The organism is Hymenobacter sp. DG01, from assembly GCF_006352025.1.
GTDB lineage: Bacteria > Bacteroidota > Bacteroidia > Cytophagales > Hymenobacteraceae > Hymenobacter.
Genome location: NZ_CP040936.1, coordinates 2,377,111 through 2,403,781, shown reverse-complemented (window position 1 = coordinate 2,403,781; position 26,671 = coordinate 2,377,111). Strand labels below are relative to the sequence as shown.

At 59.6% G+C, this 26,671-nt stretch carries 21 protein-coding genes; 13 read left to right on the top strand and 8 right to left on the bottom strand.

The genetic code is table 11. The features are described 5' to 3' along the window. Nucleotides 1–61: 61 nt before the first annotated feature. Together FGZ14_RS10085 and argB are read right to left on the bottom strand one after the other, a co-directional pair. Nucleotides 62–1,135, bottom strand: a complete 1,074-nt coding sequence (locus FGZ14_RS10085; protein ID WP_139923867.1) for a M20 family metallo-hydrolase — start codon at nucleotides 1,133–1,135, stop codon at nucleotides 62–64. Next, on the bottom strand, nucleotides 1,123–1,905 hold the full coding sequence (argB, locus tag FGZ14_RS10080) for an acetylglutamate kinase (RefSeq protein WP_139923865.1): 783 nt from the start codon (nucleotides 1,903–1,905) through the stop codon (nucleotides 1,123–1,125). Before argB ends, FGZ14_RS10085 begins: the two co-directional genes overlap by 13 nt. 619 nt (nucleotides 1,906–2,524) lie before the next feature. On the opposite strand from argB, the gene FGZ14_RS10075 reads away from it, so the two are divergent. From FGZ14_RS10075 to FGZ14_RS10025, 10 genes are all read left to right on the top strand, one after another. Then, nucleotides 2,525–3,094: a GNAT family N-acetyltransferase gene (locus FGZ14_RS10075; protein WP_139923863.1), complete on the top strand. Its 570-nt coding sequence runs from the start codon at nucleotides 2,525–2,527 to the stop codon at nucleotides 3,092–3,094. A 183-nt stretch (nucleotides 3,095–3,277) separates the two neighbouring features. Next, entirely contained in the window at nucleotides 3,278–4,465 is a 1,188-nt protein-coding gene (gene argG, locus FGZ14_RS10070; protein WP_139923862.1) for an argininosuccinate synthase, read from the top strand. Next, the gene (argC, locus tag FGZ14_RS10065) at nucleotides 4,455–5,435 is read left to right on the top strand and encodes an N-acetyl-gamma-glutamyl-phosphate reductase (protein WP_139923860.1); all 981 of its coding nucleotides are present in this window, start codon (nucleotides 4,455–4,457) and stop codon (nucleotides 5,433–5,435) included. The genes argG and argC overlap by 11 nt, the downstream gene beginning before the upstream one ends. 179 nt (nucleotides 5,436–5,614) lie before the next feature. Beyond that, nucleotides 5,615–6,754 carry an aspartate aminotransferase family protein gene (locus FGZ14_RS10060; RefSeq protein WP_139923857.1) on the top strand — a complete coding sequence of 380 codons (1,140 nt, stop codon included), beginning with the start codon at nucleotides 5,615–5,617 and terminating at the stop codon, nucleotides 6,752–6,754. 560 nt (nucleotides 6,755–7,314) lie between these two features. Beyond that, nucleotides 7,315–8,400 (top strand): glutamine-hydrolyzing carbamoyl-phosphate synthase small subunit, encoded by a 1,086-nt coding sequence (carA, locus tag FGZ14_RS10055; protein WP_139923856.1) that lies wholly within the window; start codon nucleotides 7,315–7,317, stop codon nucleotides 8,398–8,400. A gap of 154 nt (nucleotides 8,401–8,554) precedes the next feature. Continuing rightward, nucleotides 8,555–8,923 carry a hypothetical protein gene (locus tag FGZ14_RS10050; RefSeq protein WP_139923853.1) on the top strand — a complete coding sequence of 123 codons (369 nt, stop codon included), beginning with the start codon at nucleotides 8,555–8,557 and terminating at the stop codon, nucleotides 8,921–8,923. 15 nt (nucleotides 8,924–8,938) lie between these two features. Beyond that, nucleotides 8,939–9,307: a hypothetical protein gene (locus FGZ14_RS10045; protein WP_139923851.1), complete on the top strand. Its 369-nt coding sequence runs from the start codon at nucleotides 8,939–8,941 to the stop codon at nucleotides 9,305–9,307. Nucleotides 9,308–9,404: 97 nt separating this feature from the next. Beyond that, nucleotides 9,405–12,635: a carbamoyl-phosphate synthase (glutamine-hydrolyzing) large subunit gene (gene carB, locus FGZ14_RS10040; RefSeq protein ID WP_139923849.1), complete on the top strand. Its 3,231-nt coding sequence runs from the start codon at nucleotides 9,405–9,407 to the stop codon at nucleotides 12,633–12,635. Between the two features lie 588 nt (nucleotides 12,636–13,223). Continuing rightward, the gene (locus tag FGZ14_RS10030; RefSeq protein WP_139923845.1) at nucleotides 13,224–14,168 is read left to right on the top strand and encodes an N-acetylornithine carbamoyltransferase; all 945 of its coding nucleotides are present in this window, start codon (nucleotides 13,224–13,226) and stop codon (nucleotides 14,166–14,168) included. Between the two features lie 149 nt (nucleotides 14,169–14,317). Then, on the top strand, nucleotides 14,318–14,641 hold the full coding sequence (locus FGZ14_RS10025) for a hypothetical protein (protein ID WP_139923843.1): 324 nt from the start codon (nucleotides 14,318–14,320) through the stop codon (nucleotides 14,639–14,641). Between the two features lie 57 nt (nucleotides 14,642–14,698). Here the strand turns inward: FGZ14_RS10025 and dinB are convergent, their stop codons facing one another. From dinB to FGZ14_RS10000, 5 genes are all read right to left on the bottom strand, one after another. Continuing rightward, on the bottom strand, nucleotides 14,699–15,778 hold the full coding sequence (gene dinB / locus FGZ14_RS10020; RefSeq protein WP_139923841.1) for a DNA polymerase IV: 1,080 nt from the start codon (nucleotides 15,776–15,778) through the stop codon (nucleotides 14,699–14,701). 172 nt (nucleotides 15,779–15,950) lie between these two features. Further along, a complete protein-coding gene (locus FGZ14_RS10015) occupies nucleotides 15,951–16,247 on the bottom strand; it encodes a hypothetical protein (protein WP_139923839.1) in 297 nt (98 codons plus the stop codon). Between the two features lie 168 nt (nucleotides 16,248–16,415). After that, on the bottom strand, nucleotides 16,416–18,062 hold the full coding sequence (locus FGZ14_RS10010) for a carboxylesterase/lipase family protein (protein ID WP_139923837.1): 1,647 nt from the start codon (nucleotides 18,060–18,062) through the stop codon (nucleotides 16,416–16,418). Between the two features lie 92 nt (nucleotides 18,063–18,154). Next, entirely contained in the window at nucleotides 18,155–19,822 is a 1,668-nt protein-coding gene (locus FGZ14_RS10005; RefSeq protein ID WP_139923835.1) for an MFS transporter, read from the bottom strand. Between the two features lie 228 nt (nucleotides 19,823–20,050). After that, nucleotides 20,051–20,983: a DMT family transporter gene (locus FGZ14_RS10000; protein WP_139923833.1), complete on the bottom strand. Its 933-nt coding sequence runs from the start codon at nucleotides 20,981–20,983 to the stop codon at nucleotides 20,051–20,053. Nucleotides 20,984–21,152: 169 nt separating this feature from the next. On the opposite strand from FGZ14_RS10000, the gene FGZ14_RS09995 reads away from it, so the two are divergent. From FGZ14_RS09995 to FGZ14_RS09985, 3 genes are all read left to right on the top strand, one after another. Next, a complete protein-coding gene (locus tag FGZ14_RS09995; protein ID WP_139923831.1) occupies nucleotides 21,153–22,487 on the top strand; it encodes a replication-associated recombination protein A in 1,335 nt (444 codons plus the stop codon). Between the two features lie 434 nt (nucleotides 22,488–22,921). Continuing rightward, a complete protein-coding gene (sppA, locus tag FGZ14_RS09990) occupies nucleotides 22,922–24,685 on the top strand; it encodes a signal peptide peptidase SppA (protein WP_139923829.1) in 1,764 nt (587 codons plus the stop codon). A gap of 208 nt (nucleotides 24,686–24,893) precedes the next feature. After that, nucleotides 24,894–25,712: a purine-nucleoside phosphorylase gene (locus FGZ14_RS09985; protein WP_139923827.1), complete on the top strand. Its 819-nt coding sequence runs from the start codon at nucleotides 24,894–24,896 to the stop codon at nucleotides 25,710–25,712. A gap of 79 nt (nucleotides 25,713–25,791) precedes the next feature. On the opposite strand, the gene FGZ14_RS09980 is transcribed toward FGZ14_RS09985, so the two are convergent. Then, a complete protein-coding gene (locus FGZ14_RS09980; RefSeq protein WP_139923825.1) occupies nucleotides 25,792–26,667 on the bottom strand; it encodes a DUF4249 domain-containing protein in 876 nt (291 codons plus the stop codon). Nucleotides 26,668–26,671: the final 4 nt, after the last annotated feature.

The window sequence follows — 26,671 nt, the reverse complement described above, 5'->3', positions numbered from 1 at the left end:
GCGCATGATTAAACAGAGTGGTGGCTGCGGCGTGTATGATACCCGAAGCGCAAGCTTGGCGCTACAGCCGCAGCCCGTCGAGCAAAGCTACGTAGCCCTGCACCCCCGCTCGGATTTCACTGAGCAGAATGTACTCGTCGGGTGTGTGCGAGCGGGCCGAGTCGCCGGGGCCTATCTTGACGGTGGTAAACGGCATCATGCTTTGGTCGGAGAGGGTGGCCGAGCCAAAGGTGCGGCGGCCCAGCGCTACCCCTCGCTGCACCAGCGGGTGCTCCAGGGCAATGCGGGAGGAGTTCAGGTGAGTGGAGCGCGGCGTAACATCGGAAGTAACGTGCCGACGCACCAGCTCCACTACCTCCTGGTTAGAGTACAGCTCATTGGTGCGCACATCCACCACAAAGCTGCAGCGGTCGGGCACCACGTTGTGCTGGGAGCCGGCCTGAATCTGCGTCACGGTCATTTTCACTGGTCCCAGCAACTCCGACACCTCCGGAAAGCGGAACTGCTCAAACCAGAGAATGTCGGCTACGGCTTTGTAGAGGGCATTTTCGCCTTCCTCGCGGGCCGCGTGGCCGGTCCGGCCGTGCGCTACACAATCTAGCACCACCAGGCCTTTTTCGGCTACGGCCAAATCCATTTGGGTGGGCTCGCCCACGATTCCCAGGTCAATAGGGGGTAGGAGGGGCAGCAGCCGCCGGATGCCGTTGGCGCCCGAAATTTCCTCTTCGGCCGTAATGGCGCAGATGAGGTTGAAGGGCGGCGGGGTCTGCTGGTGTTCGAAGTACAGGAACGTAGCCAGCAGGCTCACTGCCGAAGCGCCTGCATCGTTGCTGCCCAGCCCTATGAGCTTGTCGCCTTCCACTACCCCGCCAAATGGGTCATAGGACCAAGTAGCACCGGGCTTGACGGTATCGTGGTGGGAGTTGAGCAGGATGGTAGGTTTGGCCAGATCAAAGTGCTTGGATACAGCCCACACGTTGTTCGCGTCGCGCTGGGGCTGCACGCCGTTATGCCGCAAAAAAGAACTGATAGCAGCAGCAGTTCTAGCTTCCTCCCGAGAGAAAGAAGGAATCTGAATTAAGTCTTTAAGCAAAATGATAGCCAGCCGGGCCAGCTTTTCTTCTAGGAGACGCATAGCACAGTTTTTACCGGCTCGTTGATGCGCAGCGCATTTTCTATCACTACCCGCTCCACGCCGGCCTCTAGCGCCGCAAACGCATTATCAAGCTTGGGTACCATGCCGGCGGCAATTACGCCGGCAGCTTTGAACTGCTGGTACTCCTCGGCGGTGATTTGCGGAATGACGGAAGCATCGTCGTTCAGGTCACGCAGCACACCATCTTTCTCGAAACAGAAGTGCAGCTCCACCTCGTAGGCCACTGCCAAAGCGCGGGCCAGCGCGCTGGCAATAGTGTCGGCGTTGGTGTTGAGCAGTTGCCCCTGGCCATCGTGCGTAATAGCACAGAATACGGGCATGAGGCCGGCTTGCAGCAACTGATGCAGCAACTCCACGTGCACCGCATCGGCAGGCAGGTCGCCCACGAAACCATAATCTACGTCGACTACCGGCCGCTTCACCGCACGGATAACGTTACCGTCGGCGCCGGAAAGCCCAAGGGCATTCACGCCGGCCGCCTGCAGCAGCGCCACCACCTGCTTGTTGGTTTTGCCGGCGTAGAACATGGTCACGATGTCGAGGGTAGGGGCGTCGGTAATGCGGCGGCCCTGCACCATTTTCGGCTCAATCCCGAGGCTTTGCAGCATCTGGCTGGCGCCTTTGCCGCCACCGTGCACCAATATTTTGGACCCCGGAATGCGGGCCAGCTCCGTCAGAAACTGGCGCAGCTGCGCATCGTCGTCAATGATGCCGCCGCCAATCTTAAAAATTTTCAGGCTTTCGCGCATGGAGCAGGTAGTATGGAAAAAATGGCGTAGGAGGCTGGAAAAGGCCAAATGCTGTGGCCGCGTCGGTCGCGGCGCACTTATGGCAACCGGCCGGCGGGAACTTTTTTTGCGGCCGGGCCGGCAAAGTTTCCAAAAAAAAACATCTAGTTTTGCAACGATTTAGCGGTTCAGCTCATTTAAAACCGCAGAAACACCCCACGCCGCTCTGCGGCTGCTGTCAATGACTCTTCTCTCTTCTATTGCGCTTCTGCGACGACCTACCCTGGTCGTGCGAACAATGCCAGCTTAAGAGCTGGCGTGCAATAATTCGCCCGGTTGTCATAAAGACCATACCCGGTGAAGGGGCCCCAACGAGTAGCGCCCCACGGAAGAAAGTTTCTCTGAGTAACGAATTGACACGAGTGTAGGCCGTAGTGCATCCCTCTCCCCCTGCGTACAGTAAGTAGCCCGTGAAGCGGGACTGTGCAGAAGGGTTCCGTCTTTTCCGGGCTTTTGTGCTGGTACTGAACACGGTACCGGCGGCCGCGTAGCCTTGTCCGGCTGCTGCGCTCCTTCTCTTCCCCCGATTGTCTTTCTGAGTCTGTTGCCGAACCCCACGGCAACCAACCGAGCTTCGACCATGATTTTACGCGTAGCCAATGCTGCTGATGCGCAGTATGTGGAAACTCTCTGTCAATGGTATGCCGAGTCCGCCAGAACGCGCGGGGTCGGGATTGCCAAGCGCGACCCTAACTATCTGATTAAGAAGATGGAAAAGGGTGATGCCATCATTGCCTTTCTGGAAGAGGAGCTGGCCGGGTTTTGCTACATCGAAACCTTTGAGGACCATAAATTCGTGGTGAACTCGGGGCTGATTGTGAATACGGAGCTGCGCAAAGAGGGCCTGGGCCGGGCGATTAAGCACCGCGTGTTTGAACTCTCGCGCACGAAGTATCCGGCAGCTAAAATATTCGGTATTACTACCTCAGCGGCCGTCATGAAGATCAATAACGAGCTGGGTTACCGGCCCGTTACCTTTCCCGAACTGACCCAGAGCGACGACTTCTGGAAGGGCTGCTCCAGCTGCAAAAACTACGGCATCCTGATGGACAACCAGCGCAAAATGTGCCTGTGCACCGGCATGGTGTACGACACACTGAACGACAAATTCAGTCAGGCCACCATCGACATCATCAGCCGGGAGCAATAGCTCAGTATTGAACAGTCATTTATTGGGTTGACCACGAGCAAGATAGGACCTTGCAAGAGTGTGGTCAGCCGGTGAGTAGCCCCCCGGAACCAGCAGCGAGGTACCCTGTCCCGCGCCTTTACCTCGTGCTTGTTAATGGGACTTTGCCAAGCGAAACATTCCAAAAAACCTCTTTGCCACTAAATGAAAAAGGTAGTTTTAGCTTACAGCGGCGGCTTGGATACGTCCTACTGCGTTGTCTATCTGACCCGGGAGCTGGGTCTGGAAGTACACACGGTTATTGTTAACTCCGGTGGCTTTTCTGAAGAAGAGCTAGCCGCCATCGAGAAGCGGGCTTATGAGCTGGGCTCCGCGAAGCACGAGGTGATTGACGTGACCCAGCGTTTCTACCAGGACTGCCTGCGCTACCTCATCTTTGGCAATATACTCAAGAACGATACTTATCCCCTGAGTGTCAGCGCGGAGCGGATGTTTCAGAGCCTGGCTTTGGCTGAGTATGCCCGCGAGCACAAGGCCGACTATATTGCCCACGGCAGCACCGGCGCCGGCAACGACCAGGTGCGCTTTGATGTGGCTTTCTCGGTTATCGCGCCCCACACGGAAATCATCACCCCCATCCGGGACCAGAAGCTTTCCCGCCAGGCCGAGATTGACTATCTGCAGCGGAACGGGGTGGAGATGAGCTGGGAAAAAGCCAAATACTCAATCAACAAAGGTATTTGGGGCACCAGCGTGGGCGGGGTCGAAACCCTGACGTCGAACCAGGCCCTGCCGGAGTCGGCCTACCCCACCCAACTCAGCGAAACCAAGCCCTCCACCCTTGAAATTACCTTTGAGAAAGGGGAGCCGGTAGCGCTGAATGGCAAGACCATGAGCCCCGTAGCGCTGATTCAGGCCCTGAATGAACTGGCCGGGACCTACGCCATTGGCCGCGACACCCACGTGGGCGACACCATCCTGGGTATCAAAGGCCGCGTGGGCTTCGAAGCTCCCGCGCCGCTGATTCTGCTGAAGGCCCACCACTTGCTGGAGAAGCACACCTCCAGCCGCTGGCAGCTGCTGCACAAAGACTACATCGCCAACTGGTACGGTACGCTGATGCACGAGGCCCAGTACCTCGACCCGGTAATGCGCGATATGGAGGCCTTCCTCACGTCGTCGCAGGAGCGGGTGTCGGGTAAGGTATTTGTGACCTTAAAGCCTTACCAGTTCGAGCTGCAAGGCATCGAGTCGAAGTACGACATGATGCGCTCTAAAGTAGCCACTTACGGGGAAGAAAACGACGCCTGGGATGGCCGCGACGCCAAAGGCTTCATCAAAATCTTCAGCAACCAACTGCGCATTCACTCCTCTTTCAACGATGAAAATTAAGGTTGGCATCGTAGGCGGCGCCGGCTACACGGCCGGTGAGCTTGTCCGCATTCTGCTGCACCACGAGTACGCGGAGCTGGGCGCCATTGTCAGTTCTTCCAACGCCGGCAACCCCATCTACCAAGTCCACGACGACTTGGTGGGTGAGACGGACCTGGTGTTTGCCTCGGAGTTGGCTGGTGACGAAGACGTAGTGTTCTTGTGCCTGGGTCACGGTAACTCTAAAGCCTGGTTAACCCAGCACGAGCTACCCGAAACCACTCACATCATCGACCTCAGCAATGACTTCCGCCTGGAGGTTGACGCCGAGTTTGGGGGTAGGGAGTTTGTGTACGGGCTGCCAGAACTGAACCGGAGCCGCATCCAGCAGGCTCAAAGCATTGCCAACCCTGGCTGCTTCGCCACGGCTATTCAGCTGGCCTTGCTACCCCTGGCTCAGGCCGGAAAGCTGACGGACGACGTGCACGTATCGGCCATTACGGGCAGCACGGGCGCGGGGCAGAGCCTATCGGAGACGGTGCACTTCTCGTGGCGCACGAATAACGTGTCCATCTACAAGCCCTTTACGCACCAGCACCTCGGCGAAATCGGGGAGAGCCTGGCGCAGCTGCAGCCGCAGCTGGAAAGCGCCATGCACTTCATCCCGTACCGCGGCAACTTCTCCCGGGGCATTTTCGCCAGCGTCTATACGCCGTCGGATCTGACCCAGGAAGAGGCGCGCGAGTTGTATCAGAAGTTCTACGCCGATGCGCCGTTCACCACGGTGTCGGACAAGGAGATTCACCTGAAGCAGGTAGTAAACACCAATAAATGTCTGCTGCACGTGCAGAAATTCGGTAAGCAACTGCTTATCACCTCGGTTATTGATAACCTGGTAAAGGGTGCTTCGGGCCAAGCTGTGCAGAACATGAATCTGCTGTTCGGTCTACCGGAAACGACTGGCCTAGGATTGAAAGCGGGGCTGTTTTAACCCGCTCGAACGTCATTCCGAGCGCAGCGCAGCTAAGTCGAGGAATCTCGCGTGCTGACGTCCGGATTACCAGCACAACATCAGCACGCGAGATTCCTTGGCAAGCTCGGAATGACGTTCTTTTTACTGTTCCAATGGCTTGCTCTAAGTTCTAACCTCTCAGCTCTCACTTCTACAACATGGAGCTTTTCAATGTATATCCGCTCGTCAACATCACGCCCGTAAAGGCATTGGGGGCGAAACTTTGGGACGATAAAGGCCAGGAGTACCTGGATTTCTACGGTGGCCACGCCGTTATTTCCATCGGCCACAGCCACCCGCACTACGTACAGCGCCTTACGGAGCAACTGCAGAACATCGGCTTCTACTCCAACTCGGTGCAGATTCCAATTCAGCAGCAGCTGGCGCACAAGCTAGGCCAGGTGTCGGGCTACGAGGACTACTCGCTGTTCCTGTGCAACTCCGGCGCCGAGGCCAACGAGAATGCGCTGAAGCTGGCTTCTTTCCACACCGGCAAAAAGCGCGTACTCGCCTTTAAAGGCGCCTTCCACGGCCGCACTTCCGGCGCGGTAGCCGCTACCGATAACCCGAAAATTGTGGCGCCTTTCAACGCCGACCACGCTATTTCCTTCGTGGAGTATGACCTGGCTGCAGTAGAGCAGGTGCTGCAAGGCGGCGACGTCTGTGCGGCCATCATTGAGCCCATCCAGGGGGTAGGCGGCATCATTATGCCTGCCGATGAGTTCCTGACTGGCCTAGCCGCGCTGTGCAAGCAGTACGACGCCTTGCTGATTGCCGATGAAGTGCAGAGTGGCTACGGCCGCAGCGGCAAGTTCTTCGCGCACCAGCACGCCAGCATTCGCCCTGATGTTATTTCGGTGGCGAAAGGCATGGGCAATGGCTTCCCCATCGGCGGCATCCTGATTGCGCCGGAGCTGAAAGCATCCTATGGTCTGCTGGGAACTACCTTCGGTGGCAACCACTTGGCCTGCGCCGCTGCTCTAGCGGTGCTGGAGGTGATTGAGCAAGAAGATTTGCTAAACCACGCTACTGAGCTAGGCCACTACCTCCGCTCGGAGCTGGAAGCCAATGCCGGCGCCGAGGAAATCCGGGGCCGGGGCCTGATGGTAGGCATCAAGTACGACTTCCCCATCAAGGACGTGCGCGATAAGCTGCTGTCGGACTTCCACATCTTCGTTGGCAATGCCTCCGACCCCACGGTACTCCGTCTGCTACCCCCCTTGAACATCACCAAGGCCGAAGTTGACCGGTTCCTGCAAGCGTTGTACACACTTATTCCGGCCGAGGTAAAAAAGTAAGCGACTTGTGGCCTAACTTGCAGCCCCAATGAGTAGCACGACGAGGTTTAAGAGCCAGGCTCCCCTTCTGATTAGCTGCACGCTGCCATTGGTGACTCCTGCGCAGCAACCGGCTGGTTCTTTCCGTGAAAGAACGGCCTCCCTCATTTCCTTTCAGCAGTCGTGCCCGCCTGACTTCCTGATGCCTGACATCCGGAAGCGGCTGGGTGCGGGACCGATTGATATATCTTCTTTCGCTCCCGTTTGGGTTAAGTCATCGTTCGGCTGGAATAGACCTCTGATTTTTGGTTCTGTTCCAGCCGAAATTGTATCCGGGCGGTTCCGACAGCGAGCCGTAGCGCGAAAATCTGTTTCGCGACGAGCCGTAGGCGAGTGTTCGGCACTACGCGGTTCTGTCCTGGCGCCTGCAGCGCCACGCGGAACGGATTTTCGCGATACGGTCACGGCGGGGATGATAGGCGCACTTGCCTCCCTCAGCCCACCACAATGAGCAAGAGCCCGGCGTGCCTGAATACCGCAGAAAATCATCCATAGAGTAAACCCTTTTTTCGCATAACAGAGTGGAAAACGCTAAATCGGTAAAACTCATTCTCGAAGACGGCACCGCAATCGAGGGTACTTCTTTCGGCGCATTTACCTCCGCCGCGGGCGAGGTGGTGTTTAGCACGGCCATGACCGGCTACCCCGAAAACCTGACGGACCCGTCCTTCGCCGGCCAGATTCTAGTGCTGACCTACCCCATGGTGGGTAACTACGGCGTACCCGGCGAGGAATTGTACGAGTCGATTTCGAAGATTTTCGAGTCGGACAAGATCCACATTGCCGGCCTGGTGGTGAACTACTACTCTGAGGAGCACAGCCACTGGAACGCCGCCAAGAGCCTCGGCGACTGGCTCAAGGAGTACAACATCCCTGGCATCTTCGGGGTGGATACACGTATGCTCACCAAAATCCTGCGGGAGAAAGGCGCCATGCTGGGTAAGATTGTGGCCGAAGAAGATGTGGAGTTGCACGACCCCAACCAGGACAACCTCGTGGCCCAGGTAAGTCCCACCGAGGTAAAGCACTACGGCAACGGCCAGCACAAAATCGTGCTCGTTGACTGTGGTACCAAAACCAACATCATCCGCTGCTTCCTCCAGCGCGACGTGGAGCTGATTCGGGTGCCCTGGGATTACGACTTCACCAAGCTCGACTACGACGGCCTGTTCCTGAGCAACGGCCCCGGCGACCCGAAGATGTGCACCGCCACCATCAGTCACCTGCAAACCGCGCTAGGCCAGGATAAGCCCATTTTCGGCATCTGCCTGGGCTCCCAGCTCATGGGCCTGGCGGCAGGAGGCGACACGTTCAAGCTGAAGTACGGCCACCGCAGCCACAACCAGCCGGTGCTGCTCACGGGCACCAAGCGCAGCTACATCACCAGCCAAAACCACGGCTTCGCAGTAGATACCGACACGCTGCCCGCCGAGTGGACCATGCTGTTCGAGAACCTGAACGACGGCACCTGTGAAGGCATCAAGCACAAGACCAAGCCCTTTTTCTCCACCCAGTTCCACCCCGAAGCCGCCGGCGGCCCCGAGGATACGGAGTACCTGTTCGATGACTTCCTGAAAGCAGTAGCCGAGCACAAAGCCGCCAAGTAGACTGGCCCAGACTCTCACTACCCCATCTGTGATGCGGAGCGCAGCCGCTGCTTTTCCAGTAAGTAGCCGAGCATTTGACCCCTGGCCCTATGAAGCAGTTGGAGCACATGACGTTCCTTATTTTCAGTTCAGTCACTTTTAAGGCATAAGCACTATGCAAGAAAAAAGCGGAGGTACGCGAAGCTGGGTCTATGTGGCGCTAGGAATCTTGGCCTTCGTGGGGTACTACCTCATCAAGAGGATCAAGGCGGAAGACGTGGTCCGGCTGGCCATGGGCAAGCAATCGGAGTTCGTTATTTCGGCGCTGAATGGTGCCAAAGTCTCGCCTCGGATTTTGAGCCGCACCGGGAAGATTGTCTCGAAAAAGTTTGACGCCGGGAAGCCAGGTCCAAAGGAGGACTCCGTGACCTTTCGGCTCGTGCTGAAAGGCGAGAAAGCCACCGCTACCATCAAGACCAAGGTCATGAGGCAGCCATCTGGCGAGTGGAAGATGCTGAAAAGCGATACCATTTTCACTGAGTAAACCACGCCCTTTCCCGTGCCATCGAAAAGCAAAAATTTTCCGACCTGGGGATATGTGTTGTTGGGCGTTCTGGCTTTCGCGGGGTTCTACTTTGTGAAGAACTTGGGCCAGCGGACGCTACTGAAAGCCGTGTTGGGGCAGCCAGCCGACCTGATTGCCCAGGCAATGAGTTCGGCTCGAGTTTCTCCCGGAATAACTAACAGAACAGGAAAAACACACTCTAAGAACTTCAAGGTGGAGAACCTGAGTGCTAAAAAAGACTCGCTCGTCTTCCGCTTTTTACTGGACGGCGAGCGGGCCAATGCCACCATCAAACTCTGGATGACCAAACGGGCATCCGGTAGCTGGGAAATCGTGCGGAGCGATACCCTCTTTTCCAAGTAACACCTTCTCTGCCCACCTAAACCACCGGCTGTAGCCGGCCTAGCACGACTGCCTTTTAACATGACCGCCCTAGCGGCCTGTTACCCTAACCCCTAGAATGGAAAAACCACAGAAAGTTCTCATCCTCGGTTCCGGCGCGCTGAAAATTGGCGAGGCCGGTGAGTTCGATTACTCCGGCTCCCAGGCCCTCAAGGCGCTGAAAGAGGAAGGCATCCGCACCATCCTCATCAACCCCAACATCGCCACCGTACAAACGTCGGACAACATTGCCGACGACGTGTACTTCCTGCCTGTGACGCCCTACTTCGTGGAGGAAGTCATTAAGAAGGAGAAGCCCGATGGCATTCTGGTGGCGTTTGGTGGCCAGACCGCGTTGAACTGCGCCGTAGCCCTGTTCCGCGCCGGGGTGTTTGAGAAATACAACGTGCAGGTGCTGGGCACGCCCGTGCAGAGCATCATCGACACCGAGGACCGGGACATTTTCAAGGAGAAGCTCGACCAGATTGGCGTCCTTTCGGCCCGCAGCGTGGCCGTGACGACCATGGACGACGCGCTGGCCGCAGCCGAGAAAATCGGTTTCCCCATCATCGTGCGGGCGGCGTTTGCGCTGGGGGGCCTGGGTAGCGGCTTCGCCAACAACATGGACGAGCTGCGGGCCCTGGCCCAGAAAGCCTTCACCACCTCCGAGCAGATTCTGGTGGAAGAGTCGTTGAAAGGCTGGAAGGAAGTGGAGTACGAAGTGGTGCGCGACCAGTACGATAACTGCATCACGGTCTGCAACATGGAGAACTTCGACCCCATCGGTATCCATACCGGGGAGAGCATCGTGGTGGCGCCTTCGCAGACGCTGAGTAACCGTGAGTATCACAAGCTGCGCAGCATCGGCATCAAGACCATTCGCCACCTCGGCATTGTAGGCGAGTGCAACATTCAGTACGCCCTCGACCCCGTGTCGGAGGATTACCGCGTAATTGAGGTGAATGCCCGTCTGTCGCGCTCCTCGGCGCTGGCTTCTAAGGCTACCGGCTATCCGCTGGCCTTTGTAGCAGCCAAGCTGAGCCTGGGCTACTCACTGTCAGAGCTGAAAAACAGCGTAACGCAGACTACTTCGGCCTTCTTCGAGCCGGCTCTGGACTACGTGGTGGTGAAGCTGCCGCGCTGGGACCTGGGCAAGTTTGAAGGTGTGAATCGGCAGATTGGCTCGGCCATGAAGAGCGTGGGCGAGGTCATGGCCATCGGCAAATCCTTCGAGGAAGCCATTCAGAAGGGTCTGCGCATGCTGGATACCGGCAAGCGCGGCTTTGTAGCCAACAAGCCCGAGCAGGTAGACAACGCCACCATCGACAAGCTGCTGAGCGAGCCAAACGAGGAGCGCATCTTCGCCATCAATCTGGCGTTTGAGGCCGGCTACACCCTGGAGCAGGTGCACGATCTGACCAAGATTGACCACTGGTTCCTGCAGCGCCTGTACACCATTTTCGAGCTGAGCAACCAGCTAGCCGCCCAGCGCGGCAGTGGCCTAGACGTCCTGGAGACTGGCCTACTGCGCGAGGTAAAGAAAGCCGGCTTCTCGGACCAGCAAATTGCCGTGAAGCTGTTGGGCCAAGGCGACGTGAAAGCCGACGAGCTGCTGGTGCGGGCCCGCCGCAAGGCCCTGGGCGTGCTGCCGGTTATCAAGCAGATTGACACGCTGGCGGCCGAATTCCCGGCCAAAACCAACTACCTCTACAGCACCTACCACGGCACCGAGAACGACCTGCAGCCGGAAACTAACAAGTCGATTGCGGTGCTGGGCTCGGGCGTGTACCGCATCGGCAGCTCCGTGGAGTTCGACTGGTGCGGCGTGAATGCCGTGCAGACGGCCGCCGAAGAGGGCTACAAAACCATTATTATCAACTATAACCCCGAAACCGTATCGACCGACTATGACGTGTCGGACCGGTTGTACTTCGAGGAGCTGAGCTTCGAGCGGGTGATGGACATTCTGGAGTTTGAGCAGCCGGAGGGCGTGATTCTCTCCACCGGTGGCCAGATTCCGAACAACCTCGCTACCCGTCTGGCCGATGCCAAGGCCCCCATTCTGGGTACGGCTCCGGCCCGTATTGATGAGGCCGAGAACCGCCACAAGTTCTCGAGCATCATGGATGAGCTGGGCATTGCCCAGCCCCGCTGGAAGGAGCTGACGTCGCTGGACGCCATGTTTGAGTTTGTGGGCGAGGTAGGCTACCCCGTGCTGATTCGTCCGAGCTACGTGCTGTCGGGAGCTTCTATGAACGTGGTTTCCAACGCGTTTGAGATGGAGGCCTTCCTGAAAGCCGCCGCCGAAGTAAGCGCTGAGTACCCCGTAGTAGTGTCGGAGTTTATGCAGGATGCCAAGGAAATTGAGCTAGACGCGGTGGCCGACAAGGGCGAAATCGTGAGCTATGCCATTTCCGAGCACGTGGAGTTTGCCGGCGTCCACTCCGGCGACGCCACCATGTACTACCCGCCCCAGAAGGTGTACGTGCGCACCATTCGGAAGCTGAAAACCATTGCCGAGAAGATTGCCAAGCGCTACGAAATCAGCGGGCCGTTCAACATTCAGTTCCTGGATAAAAACGGCGAAATCCGGGTGATTGAGTGCAACATCCGGGCCTCGCGCAGCTACCCCTTCGTGTCGAAAGTATCGGGCAACAACCTGATTAAGAAGGCCACGCAGGTGCTGCTGGGCAAGAAAGTGACGCGCGACGAGAGCGAGCGGGTGTACGACCTACCCTTCGTGGGCGTGAAAGCCCCGCAGTTCTCCTTCACCCGCCTACCCGGCGCCGACCCCGTGCTGCGCGTAGACATGGTGAGCACCGGCGAGGTAGGCTGCCTGGGCGACACGGCTGAGGAGGCCCTGCTGAAGTCGATGCTGAGCGTGGGCTACAAGATTCCGCAGCAGTCGGTACTGATTTCCGGGGGGCCGATCAAGTCGAAAGTGGCGTTGCTCGCGGCCGTAGAGTTGCTGGTGAAGAAGGGCTACACCATCTACGCCACGCAGGGTACGCACCGCTTCTTCGCCGAAAACGGCATTCCCAGCAGCCTACTGTTCTGGCCCGACGATTACCAGGAGCCCAACGTGCTAACCTACCTCAAGGAGAAGAAGATCGACCTGGTCATCAACATCCCAAAGAACCTGTCGAAGGGCGAGCTGGACAACGACTACAAAATCCGCCGTACCGCCATCGACTTCGGCATCCCGCTGCTCACTAACGCCCGCTTGGCCAAAGCCTTCATCCAGGCCTTCTGCAAGCTGGAAATGAAGGACTTGAAGATCAAGAGCTGGAACGAGTATAAGGCGGGATAGCGGAATATGTGATATGTAGCAGTAAAAGAACGTCATGCTGAGCTTGCCGAAGCACCTCTCCCTATAGCTAACTCCTGTCGTGAGGACGAAATATTAGGGCCGCTTCGGTTGCGTTCAGCATGACGTTCTTACTTTGTTCACAACACAGTCATTATCGGAATTCAAATGAAACTATTTATCTGGCCCGCATTAGTAGCAACTGTTCTTGGGACTGAGCCAACGGCTCAGGTCTATAAAGGAGGCCGTTGGGGCTATTCAGGTATTTCACTTACCCTTCACTCGGACTCAACCTTTACCTATTCTTCCTGGTACCACCACAGCAAGGGTGTATCGAGGGACAAAGGCAAGTGGCAGCGTCGAGGTAAGTACTTAGTATTAGATTCAAACCGCAAAAAGAAGGGCTCCTTTCATAAGGAGCTTTTCGCCATGAAGGGCGACACCCTTAAGCTTTACTCTAAGGAAGACTCTATTAAAGACTATGATTTCTATAGACGTTACTACACTCTTCTCCTTCAACGCACTCCACAGTAGTCTTGCTTCAATTTTTGCGACGAAACGCGAATTGAGACCTCGCGCTACACTCTCCTCATGAAAAACTTCACCTCTTTCGCCGATGCAGGCGACTATAAAACCTTACTTAAGCAAGCCCTGGAAATCAAGGCGAATCCGTACGGCTACCAGCACATCGGCAAGAACAAAACCGTTGGGCTGATCTTCTTCAATCCTAGCCTGCGCACCCGGCTTAGCTCGGTGAAGGCGGCTTACAACCTGGGCGCGCAAGCCTGGGTGCTTAACGCCGGCGCCGACTCCTGGACGCTGGAAATGGCCGATGGCGCGGTGATGAACGGCGGCACGCAGGAGCACATCAAGGAGGCCATTGCCGTGATGAGCCAGTACTGCGACGTGCTGGGCGTGCGCACCTTCCCCACGCTCAAGGACCGCGAGGCCGACTATAGCGAGGAAGTCTTCAATAAGATTCTGAAGTACGCCACCGTGCCGGTTATTAGCCTGGAAAGCGCCACGCTGCACCCGCTGCAGTCGTTTGCTGACTTGATTACGGTAGCCGAAACCAAGCAGAAGGAGCGCGTGAAGGTGGTGCTGACCTGGGCCCCGCATGTGCGTGCCCTGCCCCAGTGCGTGCCCAACTCGTTCTGTGACTGGTTTTCGGAAGTTGACTGGATAGACTTCGTGATAACTCACCCCGAGGGCTACGAGCTGGACCCCAAGTTCACGAAAGGTGCCCGCATCGAGTACGACCAGAAGAAGGCCCTGGAAGGCGCCGACTTCGTGCAGGCCAAGAACTGGAGCAGCTACCATAACTACGGCCAGGTTATCAGCAACGACCCCGCTTGGATGCTGACGCCCGAGCACATGGCCGGCACCAACGACGCCAAGTTCCTGCACTGCCTACCGGTGCGCCGCAACGTGGAAGTGTCAGACGCCATTCTGGACTCGTCGAATTCCCTGGTGATTCAGGAGGCGGGCAACCGGGTATTTTCCATGCAAACCGTGCTGCACGAGCTGCTGAAGTAAAAATATTTTCGCGGCTCAACAGTACGTAAGAGTAGAAACTAGGACAAAATCGGGGTGGATTACAACATTCCCGGGTGAGCTGCGTTAGAGGCTGTCAGAAGCTGGCCGCGCGGCTGGTTTCCTAAGTTCCACTCGACTCACTCTCTGCTATGAAAAAGCTCCTTGCTATTGCCGCTGTATGTGTAGCTGGTATTTCGGCCGCTAACGCCCAAACCAACTCCAGCACTACCACCACTACCACGACTCAGCCTGCGCAGAGCACCACTATCCAGACGCAGCCCACCCAGCCTATGCAGGGTACTACCTCGGGCTCGATGATCAACCAGAGCACTACTACGCCGGCCACTACTACCACCACGGTAGAAACCCAGTCGAGCACTTCGGGCACCATGAGCCCCACGACTACTACGCCTGCCGACGTAAAAATGAAGGACAAAAAGAAAAAGTCGAAAGTAAAAGCTGACCCCCAATAAGGTCACTGGCTTTCCACCGAAACCGCCCCGGCTGTATAAGTCGGGGCGGTTTTGCGTTTACAGCAGCAGGGCCAGCTGCTTGCCCACGGCTTCCTCGGGCGTTTCGAGGTTGGAAAGCGAGATGCCCAGCAGCCGGATGCCCTTGCTGATGGGCCGAATACCAGTTAGTAGCTCGTGGCTGAGGTGGGCAAAGGCTTCGGGGGTAGGCACCGGGCCGAACAGCGTGCGGCTGCGGGTAATCTGCTGGAAATCGGTGTACTTGACCTTGAGCGTGACGGTGCGCCCGCGCAGGCCCGTGCGCTGGCAGTGCTGCCACACCGAGTCGAGGCAGGGCTGCAGGCCGTCCACCAACTCTTCGGGCGTCAGTAGGTCGTGTTCGAAAGTGGTTTCCGAGCCGATGGATTTGCGCAGGCGGTCAGCCACCACGGGGCGGTGGTCCTGGGCGCGGGCAATGAGGTAGTAGTGCGAGCCAGCCTTGCCGAAGTGCTGGCGCAGGAAAGTCTCCGACTGTTGCCGCAGATCGAGGCCCGTAAAGATGCCCAGGCTGTTGAGCCGGGCCGCCGTGGCCGGCCCGATGCCATGAAATTCGCCTACCCCTAGCTTTTCCACGAAGTCCATGCCCTGGTCGGGCCGAATGACGAACTGCCCGTTAGGCTTGCGGTAGTCGGAGGCGAGCTTGGCCAGAAACTTATTGTAGGAAATGCCTGCCGAAGCCGTAAGCTGAGTTTGGCGCAGAATTTCAGCCCGAATCTCGCGGGCAACCTGCGTGGCCAGCGTTATGCCCTTCAGGTTTTCGGTGACGTCGAGATAGGCCTCATCCAGGGAAAGCGGCTCAATCAGGGGCGTGTACTCCGCAAAAATAGCCCGAATCTGCCGCGAAACGTCCTTGTACACTTCAAATCGGGGCTTCACGAAAATCAGCTCGGGGCACTTGCGCACCGCCGTGGTAGAGGGCATGGCTGAGCGCACCCCAAACTGCCGGGCCTCGTAGGAGGCAGCCGCTACCACGCCCCGCTGCCGGGCCCCACCCACGGCCACAGGCTTGCCGCGCAGCGCCGGGTTATCGCGCTGCTCCACCGAGGCATAGAAGGCATCCATGTCGAGGTGAATGATTTTACGGGTTTCCGGGGCGTCCAACGGGTAGGGTTTGGGCTGAGCAGAGAGGTAGAAAATGCTACCCCGCAAAGTTCAGCGTTGGCCCCGAGACAAAGAATTATATAGTAAAATACAAATACAAACCCTCCGAAAACGCAACACCGGAGCCAGGCAAATGCCCGACTCCGGTGTAATAAGAAAGCTCAAGCTAAGGCTACCCGTTGTTGCTGGGTTCGTGCACGTCGCCCTGCACCGTGAAGTTGGTGCCGGTATCGGGAGCGGGCAGGTCGGTGGCTTTCACGTCGCGGACGTGGCCGTTTTCGGCGGTGGGGGTGCGGTTGCCCGAACTGCTGGGGGTAGCACCCGATGCTATGCCGGCGGAAGTGCCCGCATCGGCGAGGGGCTGGGTGGGGTTCGAGTTGGAGTTGCTTTTTTTCTGCCAGAAGTAAAAGGCCGCGGTGCTGCCCGCTACCAGAGCCCCGATCCAGACGGGTGATGCTTTCATTTTCATGCAACCAGAAGTTTAGGAGGAAAGAATAGCGAAATGCAGCGCAGCGGTAGCTACTGCCTGCACACGGCGCAGCATAGTGTACGCCCCCTGGCCGCCGGCGTTGTGCACGAGTTCCGGCCGGGGCCTGTTGCCGCGCCGGAAAATCCGGAACTCCCGGTGCCAGCCCGACTACTTTCCGACCTGCTGATCCAGAAACAGGTAGCGCGCCCGGTGCTGCTCCGGCTCCGCTTTCGTCGTGACGTTAATGCGCAGCTGCTGCGAGGCCTGGCCGGGAACAATGGCGGGCCAGGTAGGGAGGCCCTTGCCGTTGGGGTTGCCGGTTTTGATGAAGTTGGCAAAGTAGCCCTGCATCGTTTCGGATACCTTATAGTCGTCGGGGGTCCAGGCGAAGACCCTGTTACCCGGCAGGTTGCCCAAAGCATACTCAATTTCGGCCGAGTGCACGGCGCCCTTAGCGGGCGGGGCCGGGGCCGCTGCCGGGGCTTGCTTTACTACCCCGCCGGCCAGGCCGGTGGTAGCGTTGCCCATTTCGGGTGCCATAGCCGGGCGGGGCCGAGCGTAGAGGTAGCGGTACACCGGCTGGCCGCTGGTCTGGGCGTGGGCATCGGCCCATTTCCAGGTGCTGTAGCTGATAAACCGGTCACTGGCCAGGTCGGTGGCGGCTTGCTCGGCCTGTTCGGGGGTAGCGGCGGGGTAGAGACGTAGTGCTTCTTCGGCCTGGGGTCCATAGAGGCGCTGCAGGGCCTTACGGAAGTTTTCGGGGGTAGGGGCCTCAGCACCGAGCAGGAAGGGAGGTGTCATTTCCTGGGAATTCCAGCCCACCAACAGCGGTACGCGGGCCTGCTGCCCAGCCGCGAAAATGGCAGCGGGCTTCTGGGGAAAGAAGTAGCCATCGAGGGTAGGGGCGAAGCGGGGCGTACCGGGTTTGCCGGCGGCCTCCAGCAGTTGCTGAGCCGGCAGGGCCCGCAGCGCGGCCAGGGAAGTTGCCCCCAGGCTGGTGGCAAACGCCACGCCCGCCTGCTCGCCTTCCGCCAGCGGAACCGGCCCGAAGCCGGTGTTCAGCATGGAGCCGCTTTCTCCAATGGCGCGGGCAAACAGGTTTTTCGAGAGGGGCGAAGCCATCTGGGCGCTAACCGACATGGAGCCCGCCGACTCGCCGGCAATAGTTACCTGTTTCGGGTCGCCGCCGAAGGCCGCAATGTTCTGCTGCACCCAGCGCAGGGCGGCCGTTTGATCCTGGAAGCCATAGTTACCCGAAGCCTTGTTCGGCGACTCCCGGGTCAGCTCGGGGTGAGCCAGAAACCCGAATACGCCCAGGCGGTAGTTCACCGTAACGGCCACGATGCCGCGGCGGGCCATGCTTTCGCCGTCGTAGCGCGGCTCTGAGCCGTCGCCGGCAATAAAGCCGCCCCCGTAGAAATACACCAGCACCGGCAGCTTCTGCTTCCCGGGTTTGGCCGGCGTCCAAACGTTGAGGTAGAGGCAGTCCTCGCTCACCCCATCGGAGCGGAAGTTCATGTCGCCATAGATGGGCAGCTGCATGGCGCGGGGGCCGAACCGCGTGGCCGCCCGTACCCCCGACCAGCTTTGTACCGGCTGCGGGGCCTTCCAGCGCAGCTCGCCCACTGGCGGGGCCGCAAACGGCACACCCTGAAAAGTGCGGATGCCCGTGGCCGTAACCAAGCCGGCCAGCACCCCGTTGGCGGTTTTTACTTGCGGATTGGCTGCCGTAGCCGTAACCACGGTGGGGGTTTGGGCCAGGGCCGGGGGTAGCAGGGGCATGGCAAGCAAGGAAAGGAGCAGGGGTAGTTTCATAGCGGAAGGCAGAAAAGGCAGATGGAGGCGGCGCCCATTGGCAGCCGCCCGGCCCAATACTACGCAACCGCCGCCAAACTCCGGCCCCCTGGCTACTGGGGGCCTTCTCCGGTTTCGTAGGTAGGGGTCATTTCTACATTCAACGACTTGGGAAAGGCCAGGAAGCGGGTAACCCGCGGCGGCTCCGGGGCGGTATGGAACTGCCGGACCCGGGCTTCCACGGCTTGGTCTTCCTTGGTGAAGCGCTGCTGCTGGCGCTGGTGCTCGCCCCAGGTAGCCACGTAAAAAAACTCGGTGATGCGGGTAGGCCGGGCAATATCGGTGAAGACGCCGGCCCGCAGGGAACCGTCGCGCAGGCGCAGGCGGGTGAGCTGGGCGGCGGCCTCGCGGAAGGCGGGCTGATCCGCCACGGCCACCTCGTACTCTACCATCACCACCACGGGGCCATCGTCGGGGTCAATATCGGGGCCCGGCACGGCGGGGGCGGGCCAGTGGTCGGCGGGCTCCAGGTTGAGGCCTTCGGCTGAGCGCATGGGGTAGGGAATGGCCAGCAGCAAGCTCAGGAGCATCCAGGCGGCCGTAGCCAGCAGGGCGGTTTCCAGAGAGGTGCGGTCGGCCAGCTCGCCCCACACCATGCTACCAAAGGAGAGGCCCGCCTGAAACACCAGCATGTACAGGCTCACCACCCGGGCCTGCACCCATTTGGGCACATGCAGCTGCACGGTGGTGCTGAAACTGGTCATGGTCATCAGCCAGGCGATGCCCGAAAAGAACATGACCGGATACAGCCAGTACACCGAAGAAACCAGGGCCAGGGCCACGTTGGTGCCCACGAAAACCGCCGAGCCGATGAGCACGCGCTGGTTGTAGGTGAGCTGATTGCCGGCCCGCCCCATCAGGAAGGCCCCGGTAATGGCCCCGGCTCCCAGCCAGGAGAGCAGCACCCCGTAGGTATCGGAGCTCAGGTGCAGGCGCCGGGCCGTGACTACCGACAGCAGCCCCCACATGGCGCTGGCCCCGAAGGCGAAGGCAAACGTGCGCACCAGCACCGCGTAAATGGCCGGCGAATACTGCACGTAGCGCAGCCCCGCCCGCAGAGCCCCGACAAAGTTTTCCATTGGCCCGCTGCTTACCTCGGCCTCCCGCTTCCAGGCATACACCACGGCAAACGTGCCCAGAAACGACACGGCATTCACCAGAAACACCCAGCCCGGGGAGTAGTAGGCAATGATGGCGCCACCAATGGCTGGCCCCAGGGCCCGGGCAATGTTGTTGCTGACCCCGTTCAGGGTAATAGCAAACCCCAGCACCCGGCGCGGCACCAGCTCCACGGTTACCGTTTGCCACACGGGCGCGTTGATGGCCGCCCCAATGCCCAGCAGAAAGGTAAAAGCCAGTACGCCCAGGGCCGAAATTTCGCCCAGCAGCGTAAGCACGCCCAGCAGCAGCGCTACTACGGCCATAAAGGCCTGTGTGAGCAGCAGCAGCCGGCGCCGGTCGATGAGGTCGGCCATGGCGCCGGCGGGCATACTCAGCAGGAAGGCGGGCAGGCTGGTCGCCGTCTGCATGAGGGCCACCAGCAGCGCCGAGGAAGTAAGCGTGGTGACCAGCCAGACGCCCGCCACGTTCTGCATCCAGGTACCAATGTTCGACACCACTGAGGCAATCCAGATGGCGCGGAACATGGCGTAAGTAAAGGGCGTCCAGAGGGTAGGCGGGGCTTCCGGGGCCGTTGGGGCGGGAGAGGAGGGTAGGGGCATGAAGGGAGCGGGGAGGGACAATACAGCACCTTGGCCGAACGGCAGACGGGACCAGATAGCCGAAAAAATCTACTACGGAAAGAAGCCGCGGTCGGTGCCGTGCTACCCCCTTGGCAACCTCAGACCAGCCGCCCTATCATTCCGAGCTAAGCGAAAAATCTGGGTCACCTGAAAGAAAACAACCCAGATGCCTCGCCTTGATTGTAAAGGACAAGTAGGCCGGCTCTGTTAGTCCTGTACCGGCTCCAGCGGCACCGGGGCGGGCTGAGGCTGCCGGGGCTTGCGGCTCACCAAAAACACGCCCGCAAAAATCAGCAGGGCCTGCAGAGCTTTCGAGAGCGTAAGCGCATCCTTGCCCAGGGCCACGGCGATGAGCACGGCCAGCGCCGGCTGCAGGTAGATGTAAGCGCCCAGCAGGGAAGGCGAAGCGTATTTAAGGGCCCAGTTATTGAGCAGGTAGGCCAAGATGGTCAGGCAGATGACCATGTAAGCAATAGCCACCCAAATACTTGTCGGGAAGCTGGCGTAGTCGGCGGCCTGCACCTGCTGCCAGCCGGCGGGCACGGCCAGCACGGCCCCCACCAGGAAAATGCGCGCCAGCACCGTAAACGGGTGGTACTTGCGCATGAGGGGCATCACCAGCACTAAGTACACCCCGAAAGCCGTGGCATTGAGCAAGATGTAAAGATTGCCCAAAAAGCCATCCTGTCCGCCCGCGGCCACCGGCCCCCGACTCAGAATGATACTGGCCGCCCCCACGCCCGCCAGCCCGATGCCCAGCAGTCGGGGCAGGGTCAACCGTTCGCCCAGCAGCACGGCCGAGGCCAGCACCGTTACCACCGGGGCAATGGTCTGGATAAGGGAGGCGTTGATGGGAGAAGTCAGGTTCAGGCCCGAGAAAAACAGCAGCTGGTTCAGCCCGATGCCCAGCACCCCGCAGGCCACCGCCCGCAGCTGGTCGGCGCGGCCCTGAATCCGGTCGTGGGGCGCTACCAGCCGGCTCAGCACGCCAAAGAACACGGTAGCGCCCACCACGCGCAGCAGCACCAACCCGAACGGGCCCATGTAGCGCGGCATCACATCCTTGGATATGCTGTAGTTGGCCGCGTAAATCAGGGCTACCACAAACAGGGCCACGTGTACTTTCAACGAGTTTTTCATCTGGCTGCGAAGGTAGCAGTCCGCAGCGCCACCGCAGCGCAAACTCGCTGAGCGCCGTAGTTACCTTTGTTACCCGCGCCCGGCGCCCGGTGGCGGCGCTAGACCGCGCCGGGGCGCCGGGCGTTACCTGCGGCTCCGTGCGGCGCCTTTCACCTGAGCTTCCTTTCCTATGGCCACCGGCTCCCTGTTCGATTCTGACCCTACCCCCTCCGCCCAGCCCAACCTGCCGCGCCCCGGTGCCCCGCTCGCCGAGCGCATGCGCCCGCGCACGTTGCAGGAGTACGCCGGGCAGCAGCACCTCATCGGACCCGAGGGCGTGCTGCGCCGCTACCTCAACGCCGGCCGCCTGCCCTCGCTTATCCTGTGGGGCCCGCCAGGGGTAGGCAAAACCACGCTGGCGAATCTGCTGGCCCAGGAGTTGGGTTTGCCCTTCGCGGCGCTGTCGGCCATTAATGCGGGGGTGAAGGATGTGCGCGAGGTAATAGAGCGGGCGCGCAAGCAGCGCGGCACCGTGTTGTTTATTGATGAGATTCACCGCTTCAGCAAAAGCCAGCAGGATGCGCTGCTGGGAGCCGTAGAGCAAGGCGTCGTCACGCTCATTGGGGCTACCACCGAAAATCCGTCTTTTGAGGTTATTCCGGCCGTTTTGAGCCGAGCCCAGGTGTACGTGCTGGAGCCCTTGGGCAAGGACGTGCTGACCAGCCTCGTGGACAAAGCCCTGGCCGAAGACGACATTCTGAAACAGCGGAAGGTGCGCGTGCAGGACTACAACGCCCTGCTCACCATTTCCGGCGGCGATGCGCGCAAGCTGCTGAACCTGCTGGAAATAGTAGTAGAAGCCAGCCGCCCTACCCCCGAAACCGGCGAAATCATCATCACCGACGAGGCCGTGCAGCAGCTGGCCCAGCAGCACCTCGCCCGCTACGACAAAGGCGGCGAGATGCACTATGATGTCATTTCGGCCTTTATCAAAAGCATCCGCGGCTCCGACCCCAACGCGGCGCTGTACTACCTGGCCGTGATGCTGGAAGGCGGCGAAGATGTGAAGTTTATTGCCCGCCGCCTGCTCATTCTGGCCTCCGAAGACGTGGGCCTGGCCAACCCCAATGCCCTCATGCTGGCCCAAAGCTGCTTCCAGGCCGTAACGGTCATCGGCATGCCGGAGTCGGATATTATCCTGGGCCAGACGGTGGTGTACCTGGCTACTTCGCCCAAGAGCAACGCCAGCTACAAAGCCATTCGGGAGGCGCGGGCCCTGGTGCGCCAGCAGGGCGTGCAGCCCGTGCCCATTGCCTTGCGCAACGCGCCCACCAAGCTCATGGAGGAGCTGGGCTACGGCAACCAATACATGTACTCGCACGACTACGAAGGCAACTTCGCCTACCAGGAGTTCCTGCCCGAAGCCCTAAGTGGCCGCGTGTTCTACCGCCCCGGCCACAACCCCGCCGAAGCTAAAGCCCAGGAGCGCCTACGGCAATTGTGGGGCGAGAAGTATGGATACTAAATAGGGTGTGAGGGTAGGAGGGTAGGAGTTTAGGAAGGAAGTTTTAGGGTGAGAGGATATGGGGGTAGGAGGGTAAGAGGGTGTGCAGGTAAGAGTTTGGAGGCAAGAGTAATTGGAAGTAGAGTTGTCATCCTGAGCGCAGCGAAGGACCTCTACCTCTGGCTAATCAAAGAGGTTACCCTCGGTAGAGGTCCTTCGCTGCGCTCAGGATGACAACATATATTCCACCGCTCACTCTCAGCTCGTAGGCTCACATCCTCCTCCCCTCCTAAACTCCTACCCGCACACCCTCTTACCCTACAAATCCCCTCACACCCCAATCCTCGCCCGTTCCCGCCCCAAAACTGCCCGTTGGTTGAATAGCCGGAATAGGGGAGGAAAAGCCAATACTTTTGTTTCAAGACCGATCTGACTATTCAATTTCCTGACTGACGATGAGACAATTTTTTAAGTACGTGCTGGCGACGCTGACCGGCCTCGTGCTGTTTGCTCTGGTAGGGGTTGTGCTGCTGGTGGCTCTGATTGCCGCCGCTGCTTCCTCCGACAAAGAAGTTACCGTGGCCAGCAACTCGGTGCTGGAGCTTAAGCTCGATAAGCCGATTGGCGAGCGGGAGTTCAACAACCCACTGTCGGGCTTTACGGGCGGGCAGAGCAGCTCTATTGGCCTCGATGAGTTGAAAGCCGCCATCCGCCGCGCCAAAGCTGACGACGACATCAAGGGCATTTTCCTGAATCTGGAGTTGGTGCAGGGCGGCATGGCTTCCATGGAGGAAATCCGCAACGCCCTGCTCGACTTCAAGAAGTCGGGCAAGTTTGTGGTGTCGTACACCGATGCCCAGTCGGAGAAAAGCTACTACCTCGCCTCCGTGGCCGACAAGATCTACCTGAACCCCCAGGGTACGCTGGAGTTCAACGGCCTCAGCTCCGAGACGATGTACTACAAAAACCTGTTCGATAAGCTGGGCGTTCAGGCCCAGATTTTCCGGGTAGGTTCGTTTAAGAGCGCCGTGGAGCCTTACTTCCGCACCAACATGTCGGATTCGGCTCGCCTGCAAACTTCGTCGTTTCTGAACTCCATGAACAACGCCATGCTGGCCGAGGTAGCTGCCGCCCGCAAAATCGCGCCGGCCCGCCTCAAGGTTATTTCCGATTCCATGCTGGTGCACAACGCCGACGACGCCAAGCTCCTCGGGCTGGTGACCGACCTGGGCTACTACGACCAGGCTACTGACTACATGAAGGGCAAGCTGGGGGTAGAGAAGGACGACAAGCTCAGCCTGATTGAGCTTTCTGACTACGAAAAGGCCGATGATGACGACGAGGAAGGCAGCACCAGCGGCAACCGCATTGCTGTGGTGTACGCCGAAGGTGACATTGTGACGGGCAAGGGCGGCAACGAAAGCATCGGCAGCACCCGCTTTGCCGAGGCCATCCGCAAAGCCCGCCTCGATAAGAAAGTGAAGGCCGTGGTGCTGCGCATCAACTCGCCCGGCGGCTCTTCGCTGGCTTCCGACATCATCTACCGCGAGGTGATGCTGACCAAGAAAGTGAAGCCCATTATTGCCAGCATGTCGGACGTGGCGGCTTCGGGCGGCTACTTCATTGCCATGGGCTGCGACACGATTGTGGCCCACCCGACCACCATCACGGGCAGCATCGGGGTGTTTGGCGTACTGCCGAACATCGAGCCCTTCCTGCGCGACAAAATTGGCGTAACCACGGACCGCGTGACTACCGGCAAGTTCTCTGACTTCCCCACCATCACCCGCGCCCTCACACCCTTCGAGCAAAGCCAGTTCCAGGCCGAAATCAATCGCATCTACGCCGACTTCACCACCAAAGCCGCCCAGGGCCGCCGCATGCCGGTAGAGCGCCTGCGCCGCCTGGCCTCGGGCCGGGTATGGTCGGGCACGGAAGCCAAGGCCCGCGGCCTCGTGGACGTGCTGGGCTCCTACGACGATGCCCTGCGCATTGCCGCCCGCCGCGCCAACCTGAAAGAAGGCGACTACCGCATCCAGAAGCTGCCGCGCCAGAAGTCCTTTGCAGAGAGCCTGTTCAGCTCGTTCTCCGAGGAAGCCAAAATGCGCATGGTGCGCGAGGAAATGGGCCCCATGTACCCCATGTACCAGCAGTACAAAAAGCTCTCAGAAATGAAAGGCGCCCAGATGCGGATGCCGTTCGAGGTGAACGTGCAGTAAGCAGTTGATGGTAAGTAGCAGCTAATCGGCTACCCCCACTGTCATCCTGAGCACAGGGAAGGACCTTATCACGCCAGAACAAGTCGTTATTGCGGCTCGTGCTGACGCGGTAAGGTCCTTCGCCGTGCTCAGGATGACAGACTTTTTACAAACCTTGCGGTTAAGACATCCTGACAACGGGCAACTGATAACTGACAACTCCTACTCCATGCACGAACTCCACGAAGCCGCCGCCTACCTTCGCCAAACGCTCCAAGCCTTCCAGCCCGAAGCGGGCATCATCCTCGGTACGGGCCTGGGGGCTTTGGCCAAAGAAGTGGAGGTAGCCCACCGCTTCAGCTACGCCGATATTCCGCACTTCCCGGTTTCTACGGTGGAAAGCCACGCCGGTGAGCTGCTGGCGGGCACCCTGGCCGGCAAGCGGGTGCTGGTGATGCATGGCCGTTTCCACTACTACGAGGGCTATACCATGGAGCAGGTGGTGTTTCCGGTGCGCGTGATGAAGCTGCTCGGGATTCAGCGCCTGTTCGTGAGCAACGCCAGCGGCGGCCTCAACCCCGATTACGACTACTCCGACCTGATGCTGCTGGAGGACCACATCAACCTGCAGCCCACCAACCCCCTCATCGGCCGAAACCTCGACGAGCTGGGTCCCCGCTTCCCCGATATGATGGAGCCCTACGACCTCGGCCTGCTCCAGCTGGCCGAAGAAGCCGCTCAGGAACTGGGCCTGGGGCAGTATCTGCGCCGCGGGGTGTATGCTTCCCTACCCGGCCCCATGCTCGAAACCCCTGCCGAGTACCGCTACCTGCGCACCATTGGGGCCGATGCCGTGGGTATGAGCACCGTGCCCGAAGTTATTGCCGCCGTGCATATGGGTCTGCCTGTGCTGGCCGTGTCCGTTATTACCGACTTGTGTGCCCCCGGCAAGCTCAAGAAGGTGGACATTGCTGACATTCTGCGTACCGCCGCCGTGGCCGAGCCCCGCCTGACGGCCCTGCTGCGCCGGGTGCTGGAAAAGCTGTAGGCGGGTTGCTCGCTAGTACACGCAAAAGCGCCGCGACCCATCGGGCCGCGGCGCTTTTTTTATGGGGTAGGCCCAGGCGCTACCTCAGAATCACGCGCTGGCGCTGGTAGCTGAGCACCGTGAAAACGCCAACCCCGCCCGTCACGGTGCTCCGGACCGCCGAAGGCTGGGCAAATGGGTTGCCGTTGGCGTTGCGCGCATCCTGCACCGACTGCAGAAACTGGTAGTAAGGCCGGTCGAGGTGGTAGAGCGTGACGAAGAGCGTATCGTTGGCTTTGAACTCGTAGGACGTGCCCAGGGTAATGGCCTGGCCGTTGGTCAGGCGGTCTTCCACGGTGTATTCCACGTCGGGGTCGTGGCCGAGGCTGCTCTTGTGCACCTGAAAGCGGTAATAGTCGGTGGTAGCGGCCGGGTCCTGAAACTTCACCGTGAGGTAGGCCTGCCGCCGCTCGGCGGGCTGCGTATCAAACTGCCACTGGATATTGTCGATGGGCACCAGCGCCGGCATGGTGGCCGAGCCCGTTACGCGCCGGCCCCGGGTGTCGTAGGCCTCCAACTGAAACACGTCGCCGGGGCGGGCCACCAGCCGTGTGCGGCCGCTGTGGGTGTAGGCCTTATCAGTGCTCATGTTCAGGCCGGGAGCGTAGCGCAGCGTGTCGCGAGTGCCATTGGGCCGGGTCAGTACCACGGTCACATCGGTGGGCACCTGCACCTGGGGCTCAGCCAGGTAAGGCACCGACTCCGACACGGCTATCCGGGGCAGGCGGCCGTTTTCGAGGTAGGCTTCTACCACCAGCTGGGCGGGGTAGGCGGGTAGCTCCACGTCAATATCTTTCTGCAGGCCGCAGCTGCTCAGCAGTCCGGCTGCTACCGCGCCCGCCCCGGTCAGCAGTGCCCCAGGCAGCCGGCGGGTTTTCGGCCCTAAAATCCGCGAAATCCAGCAAGTAGTCCGCATAATC

What these genes read in the sequence shown, in the direction of transcription:
- argC (WP_139923860.1), top strand. Translation starts at nt 4,455, where the DNA reads ATGAAAATTAAGGTTGGCATCGTAGGCGGCGCCGGCTACACGGCCGGT.
- FGZ14_RS09980 (WP_139923825.1), bottom strand. Translation starts at nt 26,667, where the DNA reads ATGCGGACTACTTGCTGGATTTCGCGGATTTTAGGGCCGAAAACCCGC.
- FGZ14_RS09995 (WP_139923831.1), top strand. Translation starts at nt 21,153, where the DNA reads ATGGCCACCGGCTCCCTGTTCGATTCTGACCCTACCCCCTCCGCCCAG.
- FGZ14_RS10075 (WP_139923863.1), top strand. Translation starts at nt 2,525, where the DNA reads ATGATTTTACGCGTAGCCAATGCTGCTGATGCGCAGTATGTGGAAACT.
- FGZ14_RS10050 (WP_139923853.1), top strand. Translation starts at nt 8,555, where the DNA reads ATGCAAGAAAAAAGCGGAGGTACGCGAAGCTGGGTCTATGTGGCGCTA.
- FGZ14_RS10000 (WP_139923833.1), bottom strand. Translation starts at nt 20,983, where the DNA reads ATGAAAAACTCGTTGAAAGTACACGTGGCCCTGTTTGTGGTAGCCCTG.
- sppA (WP_139923829.1), top strand. Translation starts at nt 22,922, where the DNA reads ATGAGACAATTTTTTAAGTACGTGCTGGCGACGCTGACCGGCCTCGTG.
- FGZ14_RS10060 (WP_139923857.1), top strand. Translation starts at nt 5,615, where the DNA reads ATGGAGCTTTTCAATGTATATCCGCTCGTCAACATCACGCCCGTAAAG.
- FGZ14_RS10005 (WP_139923835.1), bottom strand. Translation starts at nt 19,822, where the DNA reads ATGCCCCTACCCTCCTCTCCCGCCCCAACGGCCCCGGAAGCCCCGCCT.
- FGZ14_RS10030 (WP_139923845.1), top strand. Translation starts at nt 13,224, where the DNA reads ATGAAAAACTTCACCTCTTTCGCCGATGCAGGCGACTATAAAACCTTA.
- FGZ14_RS10010 (WP_139923837.1), bottom strand. Translation starts at nt 18,062, where the DNA reads ATGAAACTACCCCTGCTCCTTTCCTTGCTTGCCATGCCCCTGCTACCC.
- argG (WP_139923862.1), top strand. Translation starts at nt 3,278, where the DNA reads ATGAAAAAGGTAGTTTTAGCTTACAGCGGCGGCTTGGATACGTCCTAC.
- FGZ14_RS10085 (WP_139923867.1), bottom strand. Translation starts at nt 1,135, where the DNA reads ATGCGTCTCCTAGAAGAAAAGCTGGCCCGGCTGGCTATCATTTTGCTT.
- FGZ14_RS10025 (WP_139923843.1), top strand. Translation starts at nt 14,318, where the DNA reads ATGAAAAAGCTCCTTGCTATTGCCGCTGTATGTGTAGCTGGTATTTCG.
- FGZ14_RS09985 (WP_139923827.1), top strand. Translation starts at nt 24,894, where the DNA reads ATGCACGAACTCCACGAAGCCGCCGCCTACCTTCGCCAAACGCTCCAA.
- FGZ14_RS10015 (WP_139923839.1), bottom strand. Translation starts at nt 16,247, where the DNA reads ATGAAAATGAAAGCATCACCCGTCTGGATCGGGGCTCTGGTAGCGGGC.
- argB (WP_139923865.1), bottom strand. Translation starts at nt 1,905, where the DNA reads ATGCGCGAAAGCCTGAAAATTTTTAAGATTGGCGGCGGCATCATTGAC.
- carB (WP_139923849.1), top strand. Translation starts at nt 9,405, where the DNA reads ATGGAAAAACCACAGAAAGTTCTCATCCTCGGTTCCGGCGCGCTGAAA.